Raw genomic sequence first — 14,859 nt, 5'->3', positions numbered from 1 at the left:
TCACGCCGGCCACAGCAGCTTGAGCATCACGATGCCGCTGATGATCAGCGCGATCGCCAGCAGGCGCAGCGCGCCGGCCGGTTCGCCCAGCATCAGCATCCCGAAGATCGCCGTGCCGACGGTGCCGATGCCGGTCCAGATGGCATAGGCGGTGCCCAGCGGCAGCTGGCGCAGCGCCAGGCCTCCACCGACCCCAAAGCGAAAATCGGACCGCCGCCAGCAGACTTTTTTTGAATATCGTAAGATGACGATATTCGGATCGAAAGATCCCGATATAAGGAACCAACCGATGGACATCGACGCGATCCACAAGGCCCTGGCCAACCCGGTGCGGCGCCAGATCCTGCACTGGCTGAAGGATCCGCAGCAGCATTTCAGCGAGCAGGAACACCCGCTCGAGATGGGCGTGTGCTGCAAGCTGATCGACGGGCGCACCGGTCTGTCGCAATCGACCGTGTCAGCGCACCTGGCCACGCTGCAGCGCGCGGGGCTGGTAGGCACGCGCCGCGTCGGCCAGTGGGTTTTTTATCATCGCAACGAGGAAGCCATCGCGGCCTTCCTCGCCCAATTGAACGACGCAATCTAGGAAAACAAGATGACTACCATGTTTGATCCGATCAAGGTCGGCGCCCTCGAGTGGCCTAACCGCATTGTCATGGCGCCGCTGACCCGCTCGCGCGCCGATGGCGGTGGCCGTGTCCCCAATGCGCTGATGGCCGAATACTATGTGCAGCGCGCTTCCGCAGGCCTGATCCTGTCCGAAGCCACCTCGGTCACCCCGATGGGCGTGGGCTACGCTGACACGCCGGGCATCTGGTCCGATGAGCAGGTCGAAGGCTGGAAGCTCGTGACCGACGCCGTGCACGCTGCCGGCGGCCGCATCTTTTTGCAACTGTGGCACGTCGGCCGCATCTCCGACCCGTCGTTCCTGGACGGCCAACTGCCGGTGGCCCCATCGGCGATCAAGCCCGACGGCCACGTGAGCTTGCTCCGCCCGAAGCGTGAATATGTCACCCCGCGCGCGCTGGACATCGAAGAAATTCCGGGCATCGTGTCGGCCTACCGCAAGGGCGCCGAGAATGCCAAGCTGGCCGGCTTCGACGGCGTCGAAATCCACGGCGCCAATGGCTACCTGCTCGACCAGTTCCTGCAGGATTCGACCAACCAGCGCACCGACGTGTACGGCGGCTCGATCGAGAACCGCGCACGCCTGCTGCTGGAAGTGACCGATGCCTGCATCGACGTCTGGGGCGCCGACCGTGTCGGCATGCACCTGGCGCCGGCACGCGACTCGCACGACATGGGCGACTCGACGCCGGCCGAAACCTTCGGCTACGTGGCGCGTGAACTGGGCCGCCGCAAGATCGCGTTCATCTTCACCCGCGAAGGCCAAAGCCCGGACGAACTGGGCCCGATGATCAAGAAGGAATTCGGCGGCGTGTGGATCGCGAACCAGCAGCTGAGCAAGGAAAAGGCCGAGGAACTGATCACCAGCGGCACGGCCGATGCCGTCTCGTGGGGCCAGCTCTACATCGCCAACCCGGACCTGGTGGAACGCCTGCAACTGAACGCACCGCTCAACAAGCCGAACCCGGACACGTTCTACCATCCGGGCGCGACCGGCTACACCGATTATCCGGCGCTGCCGGCCACGGTGTAAGCATCCCTTTCTCCGCGCCCTCGCCCGCTCTTGCCGGCGAGGGGCGGCGCTTCTTCGAACAGGACCTGCGGGTCCTGTTTTTTTGTATTGACGCCAGATTGAAGCATATGCATGCCATATGCATGGCCAAAAAAGGTTAGCTGTGACGGGTGTCCAGCCGCGAACGTTAGTGATATTCTTGCGCGATTGTTAGATTGTTACTGTGCGCACGTCTCGATGCGCCTACCGAGAGAGGATTTTCAGTGAACGTTCCAGCACACCGCGCCATGGCGCTCGCCATCGCTTCCGCCATCGCCCTGGGCGGCGCCGTCCACGCTGCGCCGGCAGCCCAGGGCGCCCGCGCCGAGACGCCGTTCCTGTCGCAGGTCGACGCCTTTGCCCGCTCTGCACGCGTATCGAACGTGGACTATGTACTGGACTTCACGCTGACCGGCAAGGAAACCTTTGCCGGCACCACGACCGTCACGTTCGACCTGAAGGATGCCGACGCGCCCGTCACGCTTGACCTCAAGGACGCCACCGTCAAGTCGGTCAGCGTCAACGGCAAGCCGGTCGCCACGCGCTACAACAAGTGGTTCGTCACGCTCGACGCAGCCAGCCTGGCCAAGGGGCGCAATACGGTCGTCATCGATTACGAGCGCCTTCACAGCACCAATGGCGAAGGCCTGCACCGCATGGTCGATCCGGCCGATGGGCGCGTCTACACCTATTCGCACTTCGAGCCGGTCGCCGCCCAGCAGATGTTCGCGGTGTTCGACCAGCCCGACCTGAAGGCCAGCTACACGGTGTCGGTCACCGCGCCGCGCGACTGGCACGTGGTCACGACCACGCGCGAAACCAGGATCGACGAGCGTGGCGCGAACCGCCACTGGACCTTCAAGACCACCAAGCGACTCAGCCCGTACAACTTCTCGCTGCACGCCGGCCCGTACCAGGTCTGGGAAGACAATAGCGGCAAGTACCCGATGCGCCTGTTCGCACGCCAGTCGCTGGCCAAGCTGGTGGTCCCGGCAGACTGGTTCCGTCAGACCAAGGCCGGCCTCGGCTTCTTCGAAGAATACTTCGGCGTCCCGTATCCGTTCGAAAAATACGACCAGCTGATCGTGCCGGACTTCCTGTACGGCGCGATGGAAAACGCCGGCGCGATCACGTTCGCCGAAGCGCGCTATGGCGTGGCCAATATGACGGCCGAGCAGAAGCAGTCGCTGACCGAAGTGATCATGCACGAGATGGCGCACCAGTGGTTCGGCAACCTGGTGACCATGAAATGGTGGAACGGCCTGTGGCTGAACGAAAGCTTCGCGTCCTTCATGGGCGTGCTGGCGACGGTCGAATCGACCGAATTCAAGGATTCGTGGCAGAAGTTCTACCAGAGCGGCAAGCAGCGCGCCTACATCCAGGACCAGACGGCCAGCACGCACCCGATCGAAGTGCCGGTGCCGTCGTCGAGCAATGCCTTTGACAACATCGATGCGATCACCTATTCGAAAGGCGGCTCGACGCTCAAGCAGTTGCGCCACCTGCTGGGCGAAGACGTGTTCCGCAAGGGCGTGCACAACTACCTGGTCAAGTACTCATGGAAGAACGCGACGCTCGACGATTTCATCGGCAGCCTCGGTGAAGCGGCGGGCCGCGACCTGTCCGGCTGGACCAAACAATGGCTGTACAACGCCGGCGTGAACACCATCGCCGCAAACTACAGCTGCAGCGGCGGCAAGATCCGCAACTTCACGCTGGCGCAAACCGCGCCATCGAAAGACCTGCCGACGCTGCGCGAACAGCGCGTGCAGATCGGCGCTTTCAAGATCGACGGCGGCAAGCTGACGCTCGTGAAGAACGTTCCCGTCACCTACACCGGCGCCAAGACCGCGGTGCCGGACATGAACGGCACGGCGTGCCCGGATCTGGTTTACCCGAACTACCAGGACTGGGGCTACGCCAAGGTCAAGCTGGACAAGCGCTCGTTCGCCACCGCGCGCACCAGCCTGGCCAAGGTCGATGATCCGCTGCTGCGCGCGATGCTGTGGCAGAGCCTGTGGGATGGCGTGCGCGACGCCGAGATGCCACTGAACGACTTCATCGCCGTGGCGCTGAACAATGCGCCGCTCGAGAAGGATTACACGCTGCTGGGCGATGTGCTGGGCAAGGTCAGCGAGTCGAAGGCCTACCTCGATGCGATGAATCTGGATAACGCCTACACGCGCCAGACCACGCTGGCACTGGAAAAGATGGCATGGGACGGCGTGCTGGCCAACAAGGGCAATGCCGACTTCCAGCGCCGCTGGTTCAATCAGTACGTCAGCGTTGCCAGCAGCCCTGACGCGCTGACGCGCCTGGCCGGCATCCTCGATGGCAAGGTCGATGCGGCCGGCGTGCCGGTGGGCCAGCCACAGCGCTGGTCGATCATTGCGCGCCTGAACCGCTACAACTACCCGGGCGCGTTCGACCTGATCGCGCAGGAGTCCGTGCGTGACAAGTCGGACGCCGGCCAGATCGCGGCCGTGGCAGCCACGGTCGTCCGCCCTGACGCCGCCGTCAAGGCGGACTGGGTCAAGCAGATCGAAGACCAGAAAACGGCGCTGCCGTTCTCGCGTATCCGCACCGCGATGGGCAGCATCTTCCCGGCCGAACAGGGCGCGCTCAATGAGCGCGATGCCGATGCACGCCTGGCGCGCCTGCCGCAGGTGGACAAGACGGGCGGCCCGGTCTTCATGCGCGCGTATGCGGGCACGATGATCCCGGCGACCTGCACGCCGCAAAGCGTGGCGCGCCTGAGCCGCGCAGCGGCCACGATGACGGACCTGTCGGCGTTCACGCGCCGCACGCTGCTCGACACGCTGCAGGACGATCAGCGCTGCGTGGCGATCAAGGCAAAGCTGAGCGCACCAAAAGGCTGATCGCCACATGCTGGCTGCCGGGGTCATGACGCCGCGCCGCACGCCCGGCTGGCCACTTGCACTCACCCTTGGCCTGCACCTGCTGCTGGGCTGGTGGTGGTTGCAGGCGACGGGCGTGCGGGTGCTGCCGGCAGATCTGCCGGCGCCCCGTGAATTCATCGTGGTGGCGGTGCTGGCGCCTGCGACTTCCCGTTCTTCCGCTGCACCCGCTGCACCCGCTGCGGCAGCGTCACCACGACCGCGCGCAGCGCAGGCAGTTCCTGCGCGCGCTGCCCCGTCGGCGCCGCCAGTAGCGCTACCGCCAATCACACCAGCGCCTGCAGACACTGCGCCGCCTGCTGCCACGAGCGAACCTGCTGCAGATCCCTTCCCCGCCCCGCCCGGCTCAGCACAAGACACCACCGCCACAGGCGACGACAGCCTGGCGAGCCGCGGCAAACGCGCGGCAGGCGCGGTCGATCACGAGCTGCGCAAGGGGAAGCTGGCGCCGCTCGACCCGGGCGACAGCAAATGGCAGCGCTTCGCAGAGGCCGTCGGCAATGCCCGCGTGGACACCTCGCGCACGCTGATATCGGAAAGTTATACGGCGCCGGACGGCGTTGTCGTGTACCGTTTCCGCCTGGGCGGGCGTACCTGGTGCCGCACCGGCGGCGGCATCAGGCCGAGCCCGTTCGGCGCCCAGGCTGGCGGCGCGGCGCTGTTCGACACGGCCGGTGGTGGTGGCTTTGCTGGCACGGTCCGATGCCCGACCCGGGTGGAGTTCAAGCCCGACTGAACTGCCGGCACGCGTCGCATAGTCGCCATTCACCGTCGCGCGACCCTGCCGTAAAATGGCCGGACTTGCGGCCCCGTGCCGCTCACGGAGACAACACATTGAACTGGGATTATCCGCAACCGTTCATCCTGGCGGTGACGCCACAGGCCGGCGACATCGATGGCCTGAACCATACAAATAACGCGGTGTACGTGCGCTGGTGCGAGCAGGCCGGCTGGGCGCACTCCGACAGCCTCGGCCTGTCACTCGATGACTACCGGCGCCTGGACCGGGCAATGGCGATCCGGCGCGGCGAATACGATTACCTGCTGCCCACGTTCGTTGGCGAAGCGCTGCGCCTGGCCACCTGGCTGGTGGGCGGCGACGGCAAGCTGTCGATGGAGCGGCGCTTCCAGCTGGTGCGCGACAGCGATGGCGCCACGGTGCTGCGCGGCCGCTGGGACCTGGTCTGCATCGAACTCTCGAGCGGCCGACCGCGCCGCATGCCCGCCGAATTCCTGGGCACGTACATGCCGGTGATCGTGGACGGCCCGCCTACAGGATCTCGCTGACGCGCGTGAACGGCCGGCATAGCCGCACGCCATTGGGTGTCACGACAAATGGCCGCTCGATCAGGATCGGACGCGCGACCATCGCGTCCAGCAGCGCAGCGTCGCTGGTGCCCGGCTGGTCCAGTCCCAATTCAGTGAAGACCGCTTCCTTGCTGCGCACGGCCTCCCGCACCGTGATGCCCGCATCGGCAATCAAGCGGGTCAGCGTGTCTCGTGTTGGCGGATTGGCCAGGTAGTCGATGATCTGCGGTTCATGACCGGCTTCGCGGATGGCGGCCAGCGTGTTGCGCGACGTGCCGCAGCGGGCATTGTGGTAAATCGTGATGGCCATGGTCATAGCAATGGTGTTTTTCTATTCATAGTGTGGTGAATCGGACAACGACATGATAACCACAGCGCATACCTGTCACCACTATTTTGCTTGTGACCCCTTCCGGGCCGGGCTAGAATCGCACGCTTGATTTTATCGAGCGTAAGAACTGCAGCCGTTGCAGATGACTGACGCCACCCTCCGGAGACCCGATGACCGACTACTTGCTGCGCCCTGCAGCCCTGCCCACCCTGCGCCAGCGCGCAGCGCTGCGCGTACTGCAGTGTTTCGGCTGGAAGGTATTCTTCAAACCGTTGCCAGGGCCGCACGGCGTCTGCGTCATCTATCCGCACACGTCGAACTGGGATTTCCCGATCGGCCTGCTGGCCACGTGGGCCATGGGCACGCAGTTCAAGTGGCTGGCCAAGGACACGCTGTTCCGGGGACCGATGGGCCGCCTGATGCGCCACTGGGGCGGCGTCCCGGTCGACCGCCGCGCGCCGATGGGCGCGACGCGCCAGCTGGCCGACACCATGCTCGCCGCGCCATCGTTCTGGATCGGCATCACGCCCGAAGGCACGCGCGCCTATCGTCCCAACTGGAAAAGCGGCTTCTACCACCTGGCCGTCACGGCCAATGTGCCGATGGTGCTGGTGCGTTTTGACTATGGCAAGAAAGAGCTGAGCCTCGTCGACACGATGACGCCGACCGGCGACGTCGAGCGCGACATGGACGCCATCCGCGCTGTGTATGTCAACAGCCAGGCGCTGTATCCGGAGAATGCGGCGCCAATCGTGCTGGCCCCGCCACGCGACGAGCAACCTGCGCAGCGCAAACGGGCCTGAACGCTGGCGGCCCCCACGCCACCGATAGACGATGTGTTCGTAAAATTTTCGTGGTCGTAACGACGCTCAACCTTGTGGCGGGAACTGGCCAAGCTGCACGAAGAGACCAAACCAGTCCTCCATATGCCAGGTGGTGGTGATCAGGCCGCCTTCAAGCGTGTGAAACTCGTGCAACCGGAAGCTCACTTTCTTGCCGGTTGGCGCGATGCCGAGCAGCTCCCCCAGATGCGTCCCGCTGATCTCGGCGCGCACCGCGACCTTCCCGGGCTCCTGAATCGTGTCGTGGATGGTGATGTGCACGTCCGGGAATGCGGCTGCCAGCATCCGGATGATCGGCTTGATGCCGGCTGGTCCCAGGCCCTGGCCCGGGGCCAGCGGAATGTCCTCCCACGCCGCGGCGAGCACGGCATCGACAAGATCCGGGTTCTGTTCGCTGAACGCGCGGTACAGCGTTTCCACGACCATGAGTTCGGTGCGTAGCTGGTGCGACAAGGCGGTCGTTGATATCGTCATCGGAAGGATCGGCTCGAAGTTGAATGAGACGTTAGTGTGGTCTGCGCGGCGCAATCAGTCCAACAAATAAGCGATATACCGTATTATTTGCTCCATGGATTTTCATGGCCTGGATTTGAATTTGCTGGTCGCGTTCAACGCGTTGATGAACGAACGCAATGTCACGCGTGCTGCAACCCAGGTGGGCGTCAGCCAGCCGGCAATGAGCGCCGCCTTGTCCCGGCTGCGTACCTTGTTGGGCGATCCCCTGTTCCAACGTAGCAGTGCCGGCCTGGTTCCCACCGCACGCGCACGCGATCTGGCCGCGCCCGTGGCCGCGGCCCTGCGTCAGATCGAATTGGCGATGCTGACGCAGCCCGCGTTTGAACCCGGGACGGCGTCGGTGACGTTCCGACTGGGCCTGCAGGACTATCCCACGCTGGTGCTGCTACCAGCGCTTGTGGAAGCGCTCGAACGAGCCACGCCCGGCATATCGTTGAATGTGCTCGCGTATAACGACCGGAATACTGCCATCGATCTGCTCGATGCCGGATCGATCGATGTCGCCATTGGCGTGGCGCCGACCGTGATGGATGCCCGCATCATGACCCGACCGCTCATGCGCGATGCGTTCGTCACAATCGTGTCGACCGACCATCCGGCGGCCAGTGGCCCAATGGACTTGCACACCTATCTCGACCTGCAGCACGTTCTCGTATCACCCGAAGGGCAGTTGCACGGTCTCGTCGATCAAACCCTCGCGCAACAGGGCAAGCAACGCAAGCTTGCCTTGACCTTGCCACAACTGTTTGCCGTGCCCGCAGTGATTGCGCGCACCAATATGGCTGCCACCATCCTCAAGCGTGTAGCGGATGATTCGCAGGCCGGCCATCGGCTTGTCATGTTCGCGCCCCCCTTGGGCCTGCCGGAAATCACGTTTCACCTGATATGGCATCGTCGTAGCGACAGCAACCCCGCACAACAATGGTTCAGGGAATTCATCGCGCAGCAATCAGCCGCCTTGTAATCATCCGTTGCGTGGAAGGCAGCAGCGCATGCGAACGGCTACGGCTTACCCGCCGGCTGCGTGGCCGCTGCCGGCGTGCCGGCAGCACGCGATCCTGCCAGCTGGTCCCACGCAATGGCGGCGCTCAGGAATATCTGCCCGTTGAGCTTACCCAGCAGATCGCTTTCCTTGAGCCGGTCCATGACCGGCCCCTTCACTTCGGCCAGGTGCATCAGCACACCGCGCCGGTTCAGCGAACTGTTCAACTCTTCAAGGCCGAACAGCGCCGATGTGTCGATCGCATTCACGGCAGACAGCACCAGCACCAGGTGGCGCGTGCCCGCATGGGCGACGAGTTCTTCATCGATGCGCTCGTTGACCGCATCCACATTGCCGAAGAACAGGCCGGCATCCACCCGCAGCATCAGCAGACCCGGCGTCGTTTCGGCCGAATAGCGCTCGACATTGCGAAAGTGTTCGGTGCCATGGATGCGCCCCAGCACGGCGATGTGCGGCCGGCTCGCGCGCCAGATCAGCACGACCATCGACAGCGCCACGCCCACCAGCACGCCGGCTTCGACACCGAGGATCAGCACCCCGCCGGCCGTGGCCAGCAGCGCCAGCGCATCGGCGCGGTCGTAGTGCCAGGCGGTGCGCAGCGTCGACAGGTCGAGCATCCCGAGCACGGCCACGATGATCGTCGCAGCCAGCGTCGGCAGCGGCAGCAGCGCGAGCCAGCCGGTGGGCAGCACGAGCGCCAGCGCCAGCAGGCCCGCCGTGATCAGGCTGGCCAGCTGCGTGTTGGCGCCGGCCGCAAAGTTGACGGCCGACCGCGACAGGCTGCCGGTCACGGGAAAGCCGCCCGTCAGCGCGCTACCGACGTTGGCAGCGCCCAGGCCGATCAGTTCGCGGTTGCTGACCAGTTTCTCGCCGCCGCGCTTGAGCGCCAGCGCCTGCGCGCCCGACATGCTGATCAGGAACACCATGAAGCCGATCAAGAGCGCCGGTTGCAGCAAGGCTTGCCAATGCTGCGACGACGTCGCCAGGTTCAGGCCCGGCAAACCGGCCGGCACGGCGCCCGTGGTGGCCACGCCCATCTGCGCGAGACCCAGCTGCTGCACGAGCGCCATCGCGCCCAGCACGACGGCAATCGGCGCCAGCTTGGCCCCCACGTCGGCGGCCGCCGCCGGGATGCGCAGCCAGCGCAGCAGCGGCGCCAGGTGGCTGCGCGCGGCCAGGAGCAGCACGAGCGAGCCGACGCCCAGCAGGATGCTCGTCGGGTGCGGCGTCATGCCGATCTCGATGGGGCTACCCACCAGCGTGCGCAGCTGGCCCCACGCGATCACGATCGCCGAGCCAATGGTGAACCCGCTCATCACGGGCCGTGAAAAGAAGTTGGCAAGAAAGCCGATGCGCAGCAGCCCGCACAGCAGCAGGACCAGCCCCGACAACAGGGCCAGTTGCGCGGCCAGCACGCCGTACAGCGCCGTGCCGGGCGTGGCCAGGGGCGCCAGCGTGGACGCCGTCATCAGGGAAATGATCGCCATCGGCCCGACCGATTGCGTGGTGCTGGTGCCAAACAGCGCATACAGCAACGGCGGGATGATACTGGCGTAGATGCCGACCGCCGGCGGCAGGCCCGCCACCAGTGCGTAGGCCATGCCCTGCGGGATCATCATCATCGCCACCACGATGCCGGCGCTGATATCGCCCGGCAGCGCGGTGCGCCGGTATGGGCGTAACCACTCAAGCATGGAAAGTCCTGGCCGGGACGGCCGGCGGTAAAAAGAGCGCTAGCGTAGCATAATTACCCGTACCGGCCGGGCATCAGCCGGCCAGCGCCACGAGCCAGATGCCCGCCGCGCCGATGGCCGCAGCCAGCGGCCGGCGCAGGCGCTCGCCCGGGATCGCGCCCAGCAGCATCAGCCCGGCGCTGGCCAGGATGAAGCCGGCGCCGCTGGCCATGCCGGCCAGTTCATTGCCGTGCGCGAGTCCGTGCACGAACGCGCAGGCGCCGACGGTGAGTACGGCCATCTGCGGCTGCTGCAGGCGCGGCGCATATGCCGCCAACCCACCCAGCAGCAGCACGGTCGCCGCGATCGACAGTTCGAGTGCCGGCAACGCGACGCCGCCACTGCTGGCCGCGCCCAGCGCCATCATCACGAGGAACGTCGGCCCGAGCAGGTAGCGGTGCTGCTGGCGGCTCCAGAGACCGACCGCGAGCAGCGCCAGCAAATGGTCGACGCCCGTCACAGGGTGCAGCAGACCGGCCACGAAGCCGCTGTCGGGCGCGTGCCCGGGATGCGCGGCCGCCGGCAGCGCCAGTGTCAGGGCGGTCGCGGCCACGCCCGCGCGGGTCAGGTGGTGGCGGATGGTGTGGCGCAGCGCGCGCAAGCTTGTCGTCATGGTTGTCTCCCTGGTGTTATTGGTGGACTGCGTCGAGCAAGCCCTGCTCGCGGATGAACGCGACCACCTCCTGCACGCCCTCGCCCGTGCGCAGATTGGTAAACACGAAGGGCCGCTCGCTACGCTGGCGCCGTGCATCGCTCGCCATCACCGACAGGTCCGCCCCGACATGCGGCGCCAGATCGGTCTTGTTGATGATCAGGAGGTCCGAGCGCGTGATGCCTGGCCCGCCCTTGCGCGGGATCTTCTCGCCGCCGGCGACATCGATCACGTACAGCGTCAGGTCGGACAGCTCCGGGCTGAAGGTCGCGGCCAGGTTGTCGCCGCCCGATTCGACCAGCACGAGTTCCAGGTCCGGAAAGTCGGCCTGCAGGCGCGCGATGGCTTCCAGGTTGATCGACGCGTCTTCGCGGATCGCCGTGTGCGGGCAGCCGCCCGTCTCCACACCCATCAGGCGCTCGGGCGCGAGCGCACCGGCGCGCAGCAGGATGTCCATGTCTTCGCGCGTGTAGATGTCGTTGGTGATCACGGCCATGTCGTAGTCGTCGCGCATGTGGCGGCACAGCAGCTCGCACAGCGCGGTCTTGCCCGAGCCCACCGGCCCGCCGATCCCGACCCGCAGCGGATTGGATGTTGTCATGGTTTTTCCTTCATCAACAATGATCACGACCGGTACAGGCGGCCATGCTGGACTTCGTGCCGCATCGACAGCATCGACAGGCCGGGCGCCCAGTTCGACATTTCGTCGTCCGGCAAGCGCCGCGCCAATTCAACGGCGCGCTCGATGTCGGGCCGCAGCGACAGCAGCAGGCGCTGGCCGGCGACCTGCCCCAGCGGCACCGACTTGACACACACCAGCACCTGGTTCTCGACCCACGCGAACACCATCGCCAGCAGCGCTTCTTCGTGCGGGATATCGAGTCCGTCGACCGCGCAGGCAAAGGCCAGCGGCAGCGTGACGTCCTCGCCCAGCGCGCGCGTGTCGGCCACGCCCAGCTCCGCGATCAGGCGACCCAGCGAATATCCCATCTGGACCGATTCAGCGCGCAGTTCGGCCGTGTCGCGCGACGCCAGGAAGCAGCCGCCCCAGTGCGCGATCGCTTCGGCGTCGTGCGCGGCGAACGCTTTCAAAAGACGCCACAGCACGGGGGCATCCCAGCGCGCCACGACGTCATCGAGGTAGCGCACGATCCACGCGCGGGCGCTGTCGGCGTTCGTGACCAGGCCTTCTTCGAGCGCTGCTTCGAGGCCCTGCGAATAGCTGTAGCCCCCGATCGGCAAGGCCGGGCTGGCAAATTGCAGCAGGTGCAGCAGGCTGGCGGCGTTCATGCCGGATCCGGTGCTACTGGCGCAACGTCCGACGGCCGGTGGATCTTCTGGCGCAGCGGCACCGGCGCCAGCAAGCCGCCCGGCCCCTGCTCGTGATGATGACCGTGACCGCCGCCATACGCGCCCGCCTCCGGCTCGAATTTGGCCAGTTCTTCACTGACGTCGGCGCCCAGCCCTGCGACCATCTCGCGCAGCACCGGATCGACACGGATGCGCAGCCAGCCCGGCCCCACCTGGGTCTGCGTATGACGATTCCCCAGGTGAAAGGCGCAGCGCGCCAGCAGCGTCGCGTCGGCGCAGCGCACGACATGCGTCGGCTCAAGCGCGGCCTCAACGCGCACGACACGCCCGCCTTCGCCCAGCAGCAGGTCGCCATCGCGCAGCACCGTGCCGCGCACGAGAAACAGCGCGACCTCTTCCCCCGAGGCCAGGCGCGCGCGCTGGCGGCAGCGTTCCCGTTGTTCGAACGGCAGCACCAGCGTGTCGTGCACGACGTCGGCGACAGCGATGCGGGTATGCAGTGAAATCATGGATGGCCTCTAGAACAGGAAGTAACGCTGTGCCAGCGGCAGCACGCCCGCCGCTTCGCAGACCAGCAGGCGCCCGTCGGCGCGCACTTCATAGGTTTCGGGATCGACTTCCATCTGCGGCGTGGCGCCGTTGTGGATCATGTCGCGCTTGCGCAGGCCGCGCGTGCCACGCACGGCGATCGTCGTCTTGCTCAAGCCCAGCGTGCCTGCGATGCCGGCCTCGAACGCGCTGTGCGAAACAAACGTGAACGACTTGCGCAGGCCGCCGCCAAAGGCGCCGAACATGGGCCGGTAATGCACCGGCTGCGGCGTCGGGATCGACGCATTCGGGTCGCCCATCAGGCTGGCCGCGATCATGCCGCCCTTGACCACCATCGACGGCTTGACGCCAAAGAAGGCCGGCCGCCACAGCACGACGTCGGCGATCTTGCCCACCTCAAGCGAGCCGACGACGTGCGCGATGCCGTGCGCGATGGCCGGATTGATCGTGTACTTGGCGATGTAGCGCTTGACGCGGGCATTGTCGTTGCGTGACGAGTCGCCCTCCAACGCGCCGCGCTGCACCTTCATCTTGTGCGCCGTCTGCCAGGTGCGCATGATCGTCTCGCCCACACGGCCCATCGCCTGCGAGTCCGACGACATCATCGAGATCGCGCCCAGGTCGTGCAGGATGTCCTCGGCGGCGATCGTCTCGCGCCGGATGCGCGACTCGGCGAACGCCACGTCCTCGGCAATGGCCGGGTCGAGGTGGTGGCAGACCATCAGCATGTCCAGGTGCTCATCGAGCGTGTTGACGGTGAACGGGCGCGTGGGATTGGTCGACGACGGCAGCACGTTGTCGTAGCCCACGGCCGCGATGATGTCCGGCGCATGGCCACCGCCGGCGCCCTCGGTATGGAAGGTGTGGATCGTGCGGCCCTTGAACGCCGCCACGGTCGACTCCAGAAACCCTGCCTCGTTGAGCGTGTCGGAGTGCAGCGCCACCTGCACGTCCAGCCGTTCGGCCACCGACAGGCAGTTGTCGATCGCCGCGGGCGTGCTGCCCCAGTCCTCGTGCAGCTTCAGGCCCACGGCGCCGGCAAGGACCTGCTCTTCGAGCGGGCCGGGCTGGCTGACGTTGCCCTTGCCGAAAAAGCCCAGGTTCATCGGGAATGCGTCGGCTGCCTGCAGCATCGAATGAATGTGCCAGGCGCCCGGCGTGCAGGTCGTGGCGGCCGTGCCGACGGCGGGCCCGGTGCCCCCGCCCAGCATCGTCGTGATCCCGGAATACAGCGCCTGGTCGATCTGCTGCGGGCAGATGAAATGGATGTGCGTATCCACGCCGCCGGCCGTGACGATCATGCCTTCGCCGGCAATGATCTCGGTCGCCCCGCCGATGGCCATCGTGACATCCGGCTGGATATCCGGGTTGCCGGCCTTACCGATGGCGGCAATCAGGCCATCCTTGATGCCGATATCCGCCTTGACGATGCCCCAGTGGTCGACGATGACGGCGTTGGTGATGACGGTGTCCATCACGCCCTCGCGCAGGCGCTGCGACTGGCCCATGCCGTCGCGGATGACTTTGCCGCCGCCGAACTTGACCTCTTCGCCATAGGTTGAGAAGTCGCGTTCGATCTCGATCACGAGATCGGTGTCCGCGAGGCGAATGCGGTCGCCCGTGGTCGGGCCATACATGTCGGCGTAGGCCTGGCGGCTGAGCGTGACCATCATGCGTCCCCTGGGGTGAACGGCACGGCCGCAGGCAACGGCCCCGACACGCGGCCCTGGAAACCATGTACGATCCGCTCACCCGCCAGGTCGACCAGTTCCACCGTGCGGCGCTGGCCCGGCTCGAAGCGCACCGCGGTGCCGGCCGCGATGTTCAGCCGCATGCCGAGCGCCACGTCCCGCTCGAACTGCAGCGCGGGATTGACTTCGTAAAAGTGGTAGTGCGAGCCGACCTGCACCGGCCGGTCGCCTGCATTGGCCACGACCACGGTCAGCGTGCGCCGACCGACGTTGAGTTCGATCTCGCCGTCGTCAAGAAAGTATTCGCCTGGGATCACGCTGGGCTCC

Annotated in this window: 17 protein-coding genes; 7 read left to right on the top strand and 10 right to left on the bottom strand. The window is 66.0% G+C overall.

Annotated features, from left to right (window positions below; translation table 11 throughout):
* Positions 1-297 carry a DMT family transporter gene (locus AC56LV_RS03630; RefSeq protein ID WP_499556079.1) on the bottom strand — a complete coding sequence of 99 codons (297 nt, stop codon included), beginning with the start codon at positions 295-297 and terminating at the stop codon, positions 1-3.
* Between AC56LV_RS03630 and AC56LV_RS03625 the strand changes: the two genes are divergently transcribed.
* The 5 genes from AC56LV_RS03625 (at position 290) to AC56LV_RS03605 (ending at position 5,883) form a co-directional block, all read left to right on the top strand.
* The gene (locus AC56LV_RS03625) at positions 290-586 is read left to right on the top strand and encodes an ArsR/SmtB family transcription factor (protein WP_343027329.1); all 297 of its coding nucleotides are present in this window, start codon (positions 290-292) and stop codon (positions 584-586) included. The two genes, AC56LV_RS03630 and AC56LV_RS03625, sit on opposite strands and share 8 nt — an antisense overlap.
* 9 nt (positions 587-595) lie before the next feature.
* Complete coding sequence (locus tag AC56LV_RS03620) at positions 596-1,660, top strand: alkene reductase (protein ID WP_499556078.1); 1,065 nt, start codon at positions 596-598, stop codon at positions 1,658-1,660.
* 242 nt (positions 1,661-1,902) lie between these two features.
* Complete coding sequence (pepN, locus tag AC56LV_RS03615; RefSeq protein WP_499556077.1) at positions 1,903-4,557, top strand: aminopeptidase N; 2,655 nt, start codon at positions 1,903-1,905, stop codon at positions 4,555-4,557.
* A 7-nt stretch (positions 4,558-4,564) separates the two neighbouring features.
* Positions 4,565-5,332: a hypothetical protein gene (locus tag AC56LV_RS03610; RefSeq protein WP_499556076.1), complete on the top strand. Its 768-nt coding sequence runs from the start codon at positions 4,565-4,567 to the stop codon at positions 5,330-5,332.
* Positions 5,333-5,430: 98 nt separating this feature from the next.
* Complete coding sequence (locus tag AC56LV_RS03605) at positions 5,431-5,883, top strand: acyl-CoA thioesterase (RefSeq protein ID WP_499556075.1); 453 nt, start codon at positions 5,431-5,433, stop codon at positions 5,881-5,883.
* Here AC56LV_RS03605 and arsC read toward each other — a convergent pair.
* Positions 5,867-6,214, bottom strand: a complete 348-nt coding sequence (gene arsC / locus AC56LV_RS03600) for an arsenate reductase (glutaredoxin) (RefSeq protein ID WP_499556074.1) — start codon at positions 6,212-6,214, stop codon at positions 5,867-5,869. The two genes, AC56LV_RS03605 and arsC, sit on opposite strands and share 17 nt — an antisense overlap.
* A gap of 191 nt (positions 6,215-6,405) precedes the next feature.
* On the opposite strand from arsC, the gene AC56LV_RS03595 reads away from it, so the two are divergent.
* Positions 6,406-7,038: a 1-acyl-sn-glycerol-3-phosphate acyltransferase gene (locus AC56LV_RS03595; RefSeq protein ID WP_499556073.1), complete on the top strand. Its 633-nt coding sequence runs from the start codon at positions 6,406-6,408 to the stop codon at positions 7,036-7,038.
* Between the two features lie 66 nt (positions 7,039-7,104).
* Here the strand turns inward: AC56LV_RS03595 and AC56LV_RS03590 are convergent, their stop codons facing one another.
* Positions 7,105-7,551, bottom strand: a complete 447-nt coding sequence (locus AC56LV_RS03590) for an ester cyclase (protein ID WP_499556072.1) — start codon at positions 7,549-7,551, stop codon at positions 7,105-7,107.
* Positions 7,552-7,645: 94 nt separating this feature from the next.
* On the opposite strand from AC56LV_RS03590, the gene AC56LV_RS03585 reads away from it, so the two are divergent.
* Complete coding sequence (locus AC56LV_RS03585; protein ID WP_499556071.1) at positions 7,646-8,557, top strand: LysR family transcriptional regulator; 912 nt, start codon at positions 7,646-7,648, stop codon at positions 8,555-8,557.
* Positions 8,558-8,595: 38 nt separating this feature from the next.
* Here AC56LV_RS03585 and AC56LV_RS03580 read toward each other — a convergent pair whose 3' ends face one another.
* The 7 genes from AC56LV_RS03580 to AC56LV_RS03550 all read right to left on the bottom strand — a co-directional run bounded on the left by AC56LV_RS03580 (position 8,596) and on the right by AC56LV_RS03550 (position 14,849).
* On the bottom strand, positions 8,596-10,290 hold the full coding sequence (locus tag AC56LV_RS03580) for a SulP family inorganic anion transporter (protein ID WP_499556070.1): 1,695 nt from the start codon (positions 10,288-10,290) through the stop codon (positions 8,596-8,598).
* A gap of 73 nt (positions 10,291-10,363) precedes the next feature.
* A complete protein-coding gene (locus AC56LV_RS03575) occupies positions 10,364-10,942 on the bottom strand; it encodes a HupE/UreJ family protein (RefSeq protein ID WP_499556069.1) in 579 nt (192 codons plus the stop codon).
* A 16-nt stretch (positions 10,943-10,958) separates the two neighbouring features.
* On the bottom strand, positions 10,959-11,582 hold the full coding sequence (gene ureG, locus AC56LV_RS03570; RefSeq protein WP_499556068.1) for an urease accessory protein UreG: 624 nt from the start codon (positions 11,580-11,582) through the stop codon (positions 10,959-10,961).
* A 23-nt stretch (positions 11,583-11,605) separates the two neighbouring features.
* Entirely contained in the window at positions 11,606-12,271 is a 666-nt protein-coding gene (locus AC56LV_RS03565) for an urease accessory protein UreF (protein WP_499556067.1), read from the bottom strand.
* Complete coding sequence (ureE, locus tag AC56LV_RS03560; RefSeq protein WP_499556066.1) at positions 12,268-12,801, bottom strand: urease accessory protein UreE; 534 nt, start codon at positions 12,799-12,801, stop codon at positions 12,268-12,270. The genes AC56LV_RS03565 and ureE overlap by 4 nt, the downstream gene beginning before the upstream one ends.
* Positions 12,802-12,810: 9 nt before the next feature.
* On the bottom strand, positions 12,811-14,511 hold the full coding sequence (gene ureC, locus AC56LV_RS03555; protein WP_499556774.1) for an urease subunit alpha: 1,701 nt from the start codon (positions 14,509-14,511) through the stop codon (positions 12,811-12,813).
* On the bottom strand, positions 14,511-14,849 hold the full coding sequence (locus AC56LV_RS03550) for an urease subunit beta (protein WP_499556065.1): 339 nt from the start codon (positions 14,847-14,849) through the stop codon (positions 14,511-14,513). Before AC56LV_RS03550 ends, ureC begins: the two co-directional genes overlap by 1 nt.
* Positions 14,850-14,859: the final 10 nt, after the last annotated feature.

The organism is Telluria sp. RB2R28, from assembly GCF_059685835.1.
Note: the sequence above shows the minus strand (reverse complement) of the source record. Positions and strands in the feature narration are given on the sequence as shown.

What these genes read in the sequence shown, in the direction of transcription:
- AC56LV_RS03625 (WP_343027329.1), top strand. Translation starts at nt 290, where the DNA reads ATGGACATCGACGCGATCCACAAGGCCCTGGCCAACCCGGTGCGGCGC.
- AC56LV_RS03630 (WP_499556079.1), bottom strand. Translation starts at nt 297, where the DNA reads ATGTCCATCGGTTGGTTCCTTATATCGGGATCTTTCGATCCGAATATC.
- AC56LV_RS03620 (WP_499556078.1), top strand. Translation starts at nt 596, where the DNA reads ATGACTACCATGTTTGATCCGATCAAGGTCGGCGCCCTCGAGTGGCCT.
- AC56LV_RS03610 (WP_499556076.1), top strand. Translation starts at nt 4,565, where the DNA reads ATGCTGGCTGCCGGGGTCATGACGCCGCGCCGCACGCCCGGCTGGCCA.
- arsC (WP_499556074.1), bottom strand. Translation starts at nt 6,214, where the DNA reads ATGGCCATCACGATTTACCACAATGCCCGCTGCGGCACGTCGCGCAAC.
- AC56LV_RS03595 (WP_499556073.1), top strand. Translation starts at nt 6,406, where the DNA reads ATGACCGACTACTTGCTGCGCCCTGCAGCCCTGCCCACCCTGCGCCAG.
- AC56LV_RS03590 (WP_499556072.1), bottom strand. Translation starts at nt 7,551, where the DNA reads ATGACGATATCAACGACCGCCTTGTCGCACCAGCTACGCACCGAACTC.
- AC56LV_RS03585 (WP_499556071.1), top strand. Translation starts at nt 7,646, where the DNA reads ATGGATTTTCATGGCCTGGATTTGAATTTGCTGGTCGCGTTCAACGCG.
- AC56LV_RS03580 (WP_499556070.1), bottom strand. Translation starts at nt 10,290, where the DNA reads ATGCTTGAGTGGTTACGCCCATACCGGCGCACCGCGCTGCCGGGCGAT.
- AC56LV_RS03575 (WP_499556069.1), bottom strand. Translation starts at nt 10,942, where the DNA reads ATGACGACAAGCTTGCGCGCGCTGCGCCACACCATCCGCCACCACCTG.
- ureG (WP_499556068.1), bottom strand. Translation starts at nt 11,582, where the DNA reads ATGACAACATCCAATCCGCTGCGGGTCGGGATCGGCGGGCCGGTGGGC.
- AC56LV_RS03565 (WP_499556067.1), bottom strand. Translation starts at nt 12,271, where the DNA reads ATGAACGCCGCCAGCCTGCTGCACCTGCTGCAATTTGCCAGCCCGGCC.
- ureE (WP_499556066.1), bottom strand. Translation starts at nt 12,801, where the DNA reads ATGATTTCACTGCATACCCGCATCGCTGTCGCCGACGTCGTGCACGAC.
- ureC (WP_499556774.1), bottom strand. Translation starts at nt 14,511, where the DNA reads ATGGTCACGCTCAGCCGCCAGGCCTACGCCGACATGTATGGCCCGACC.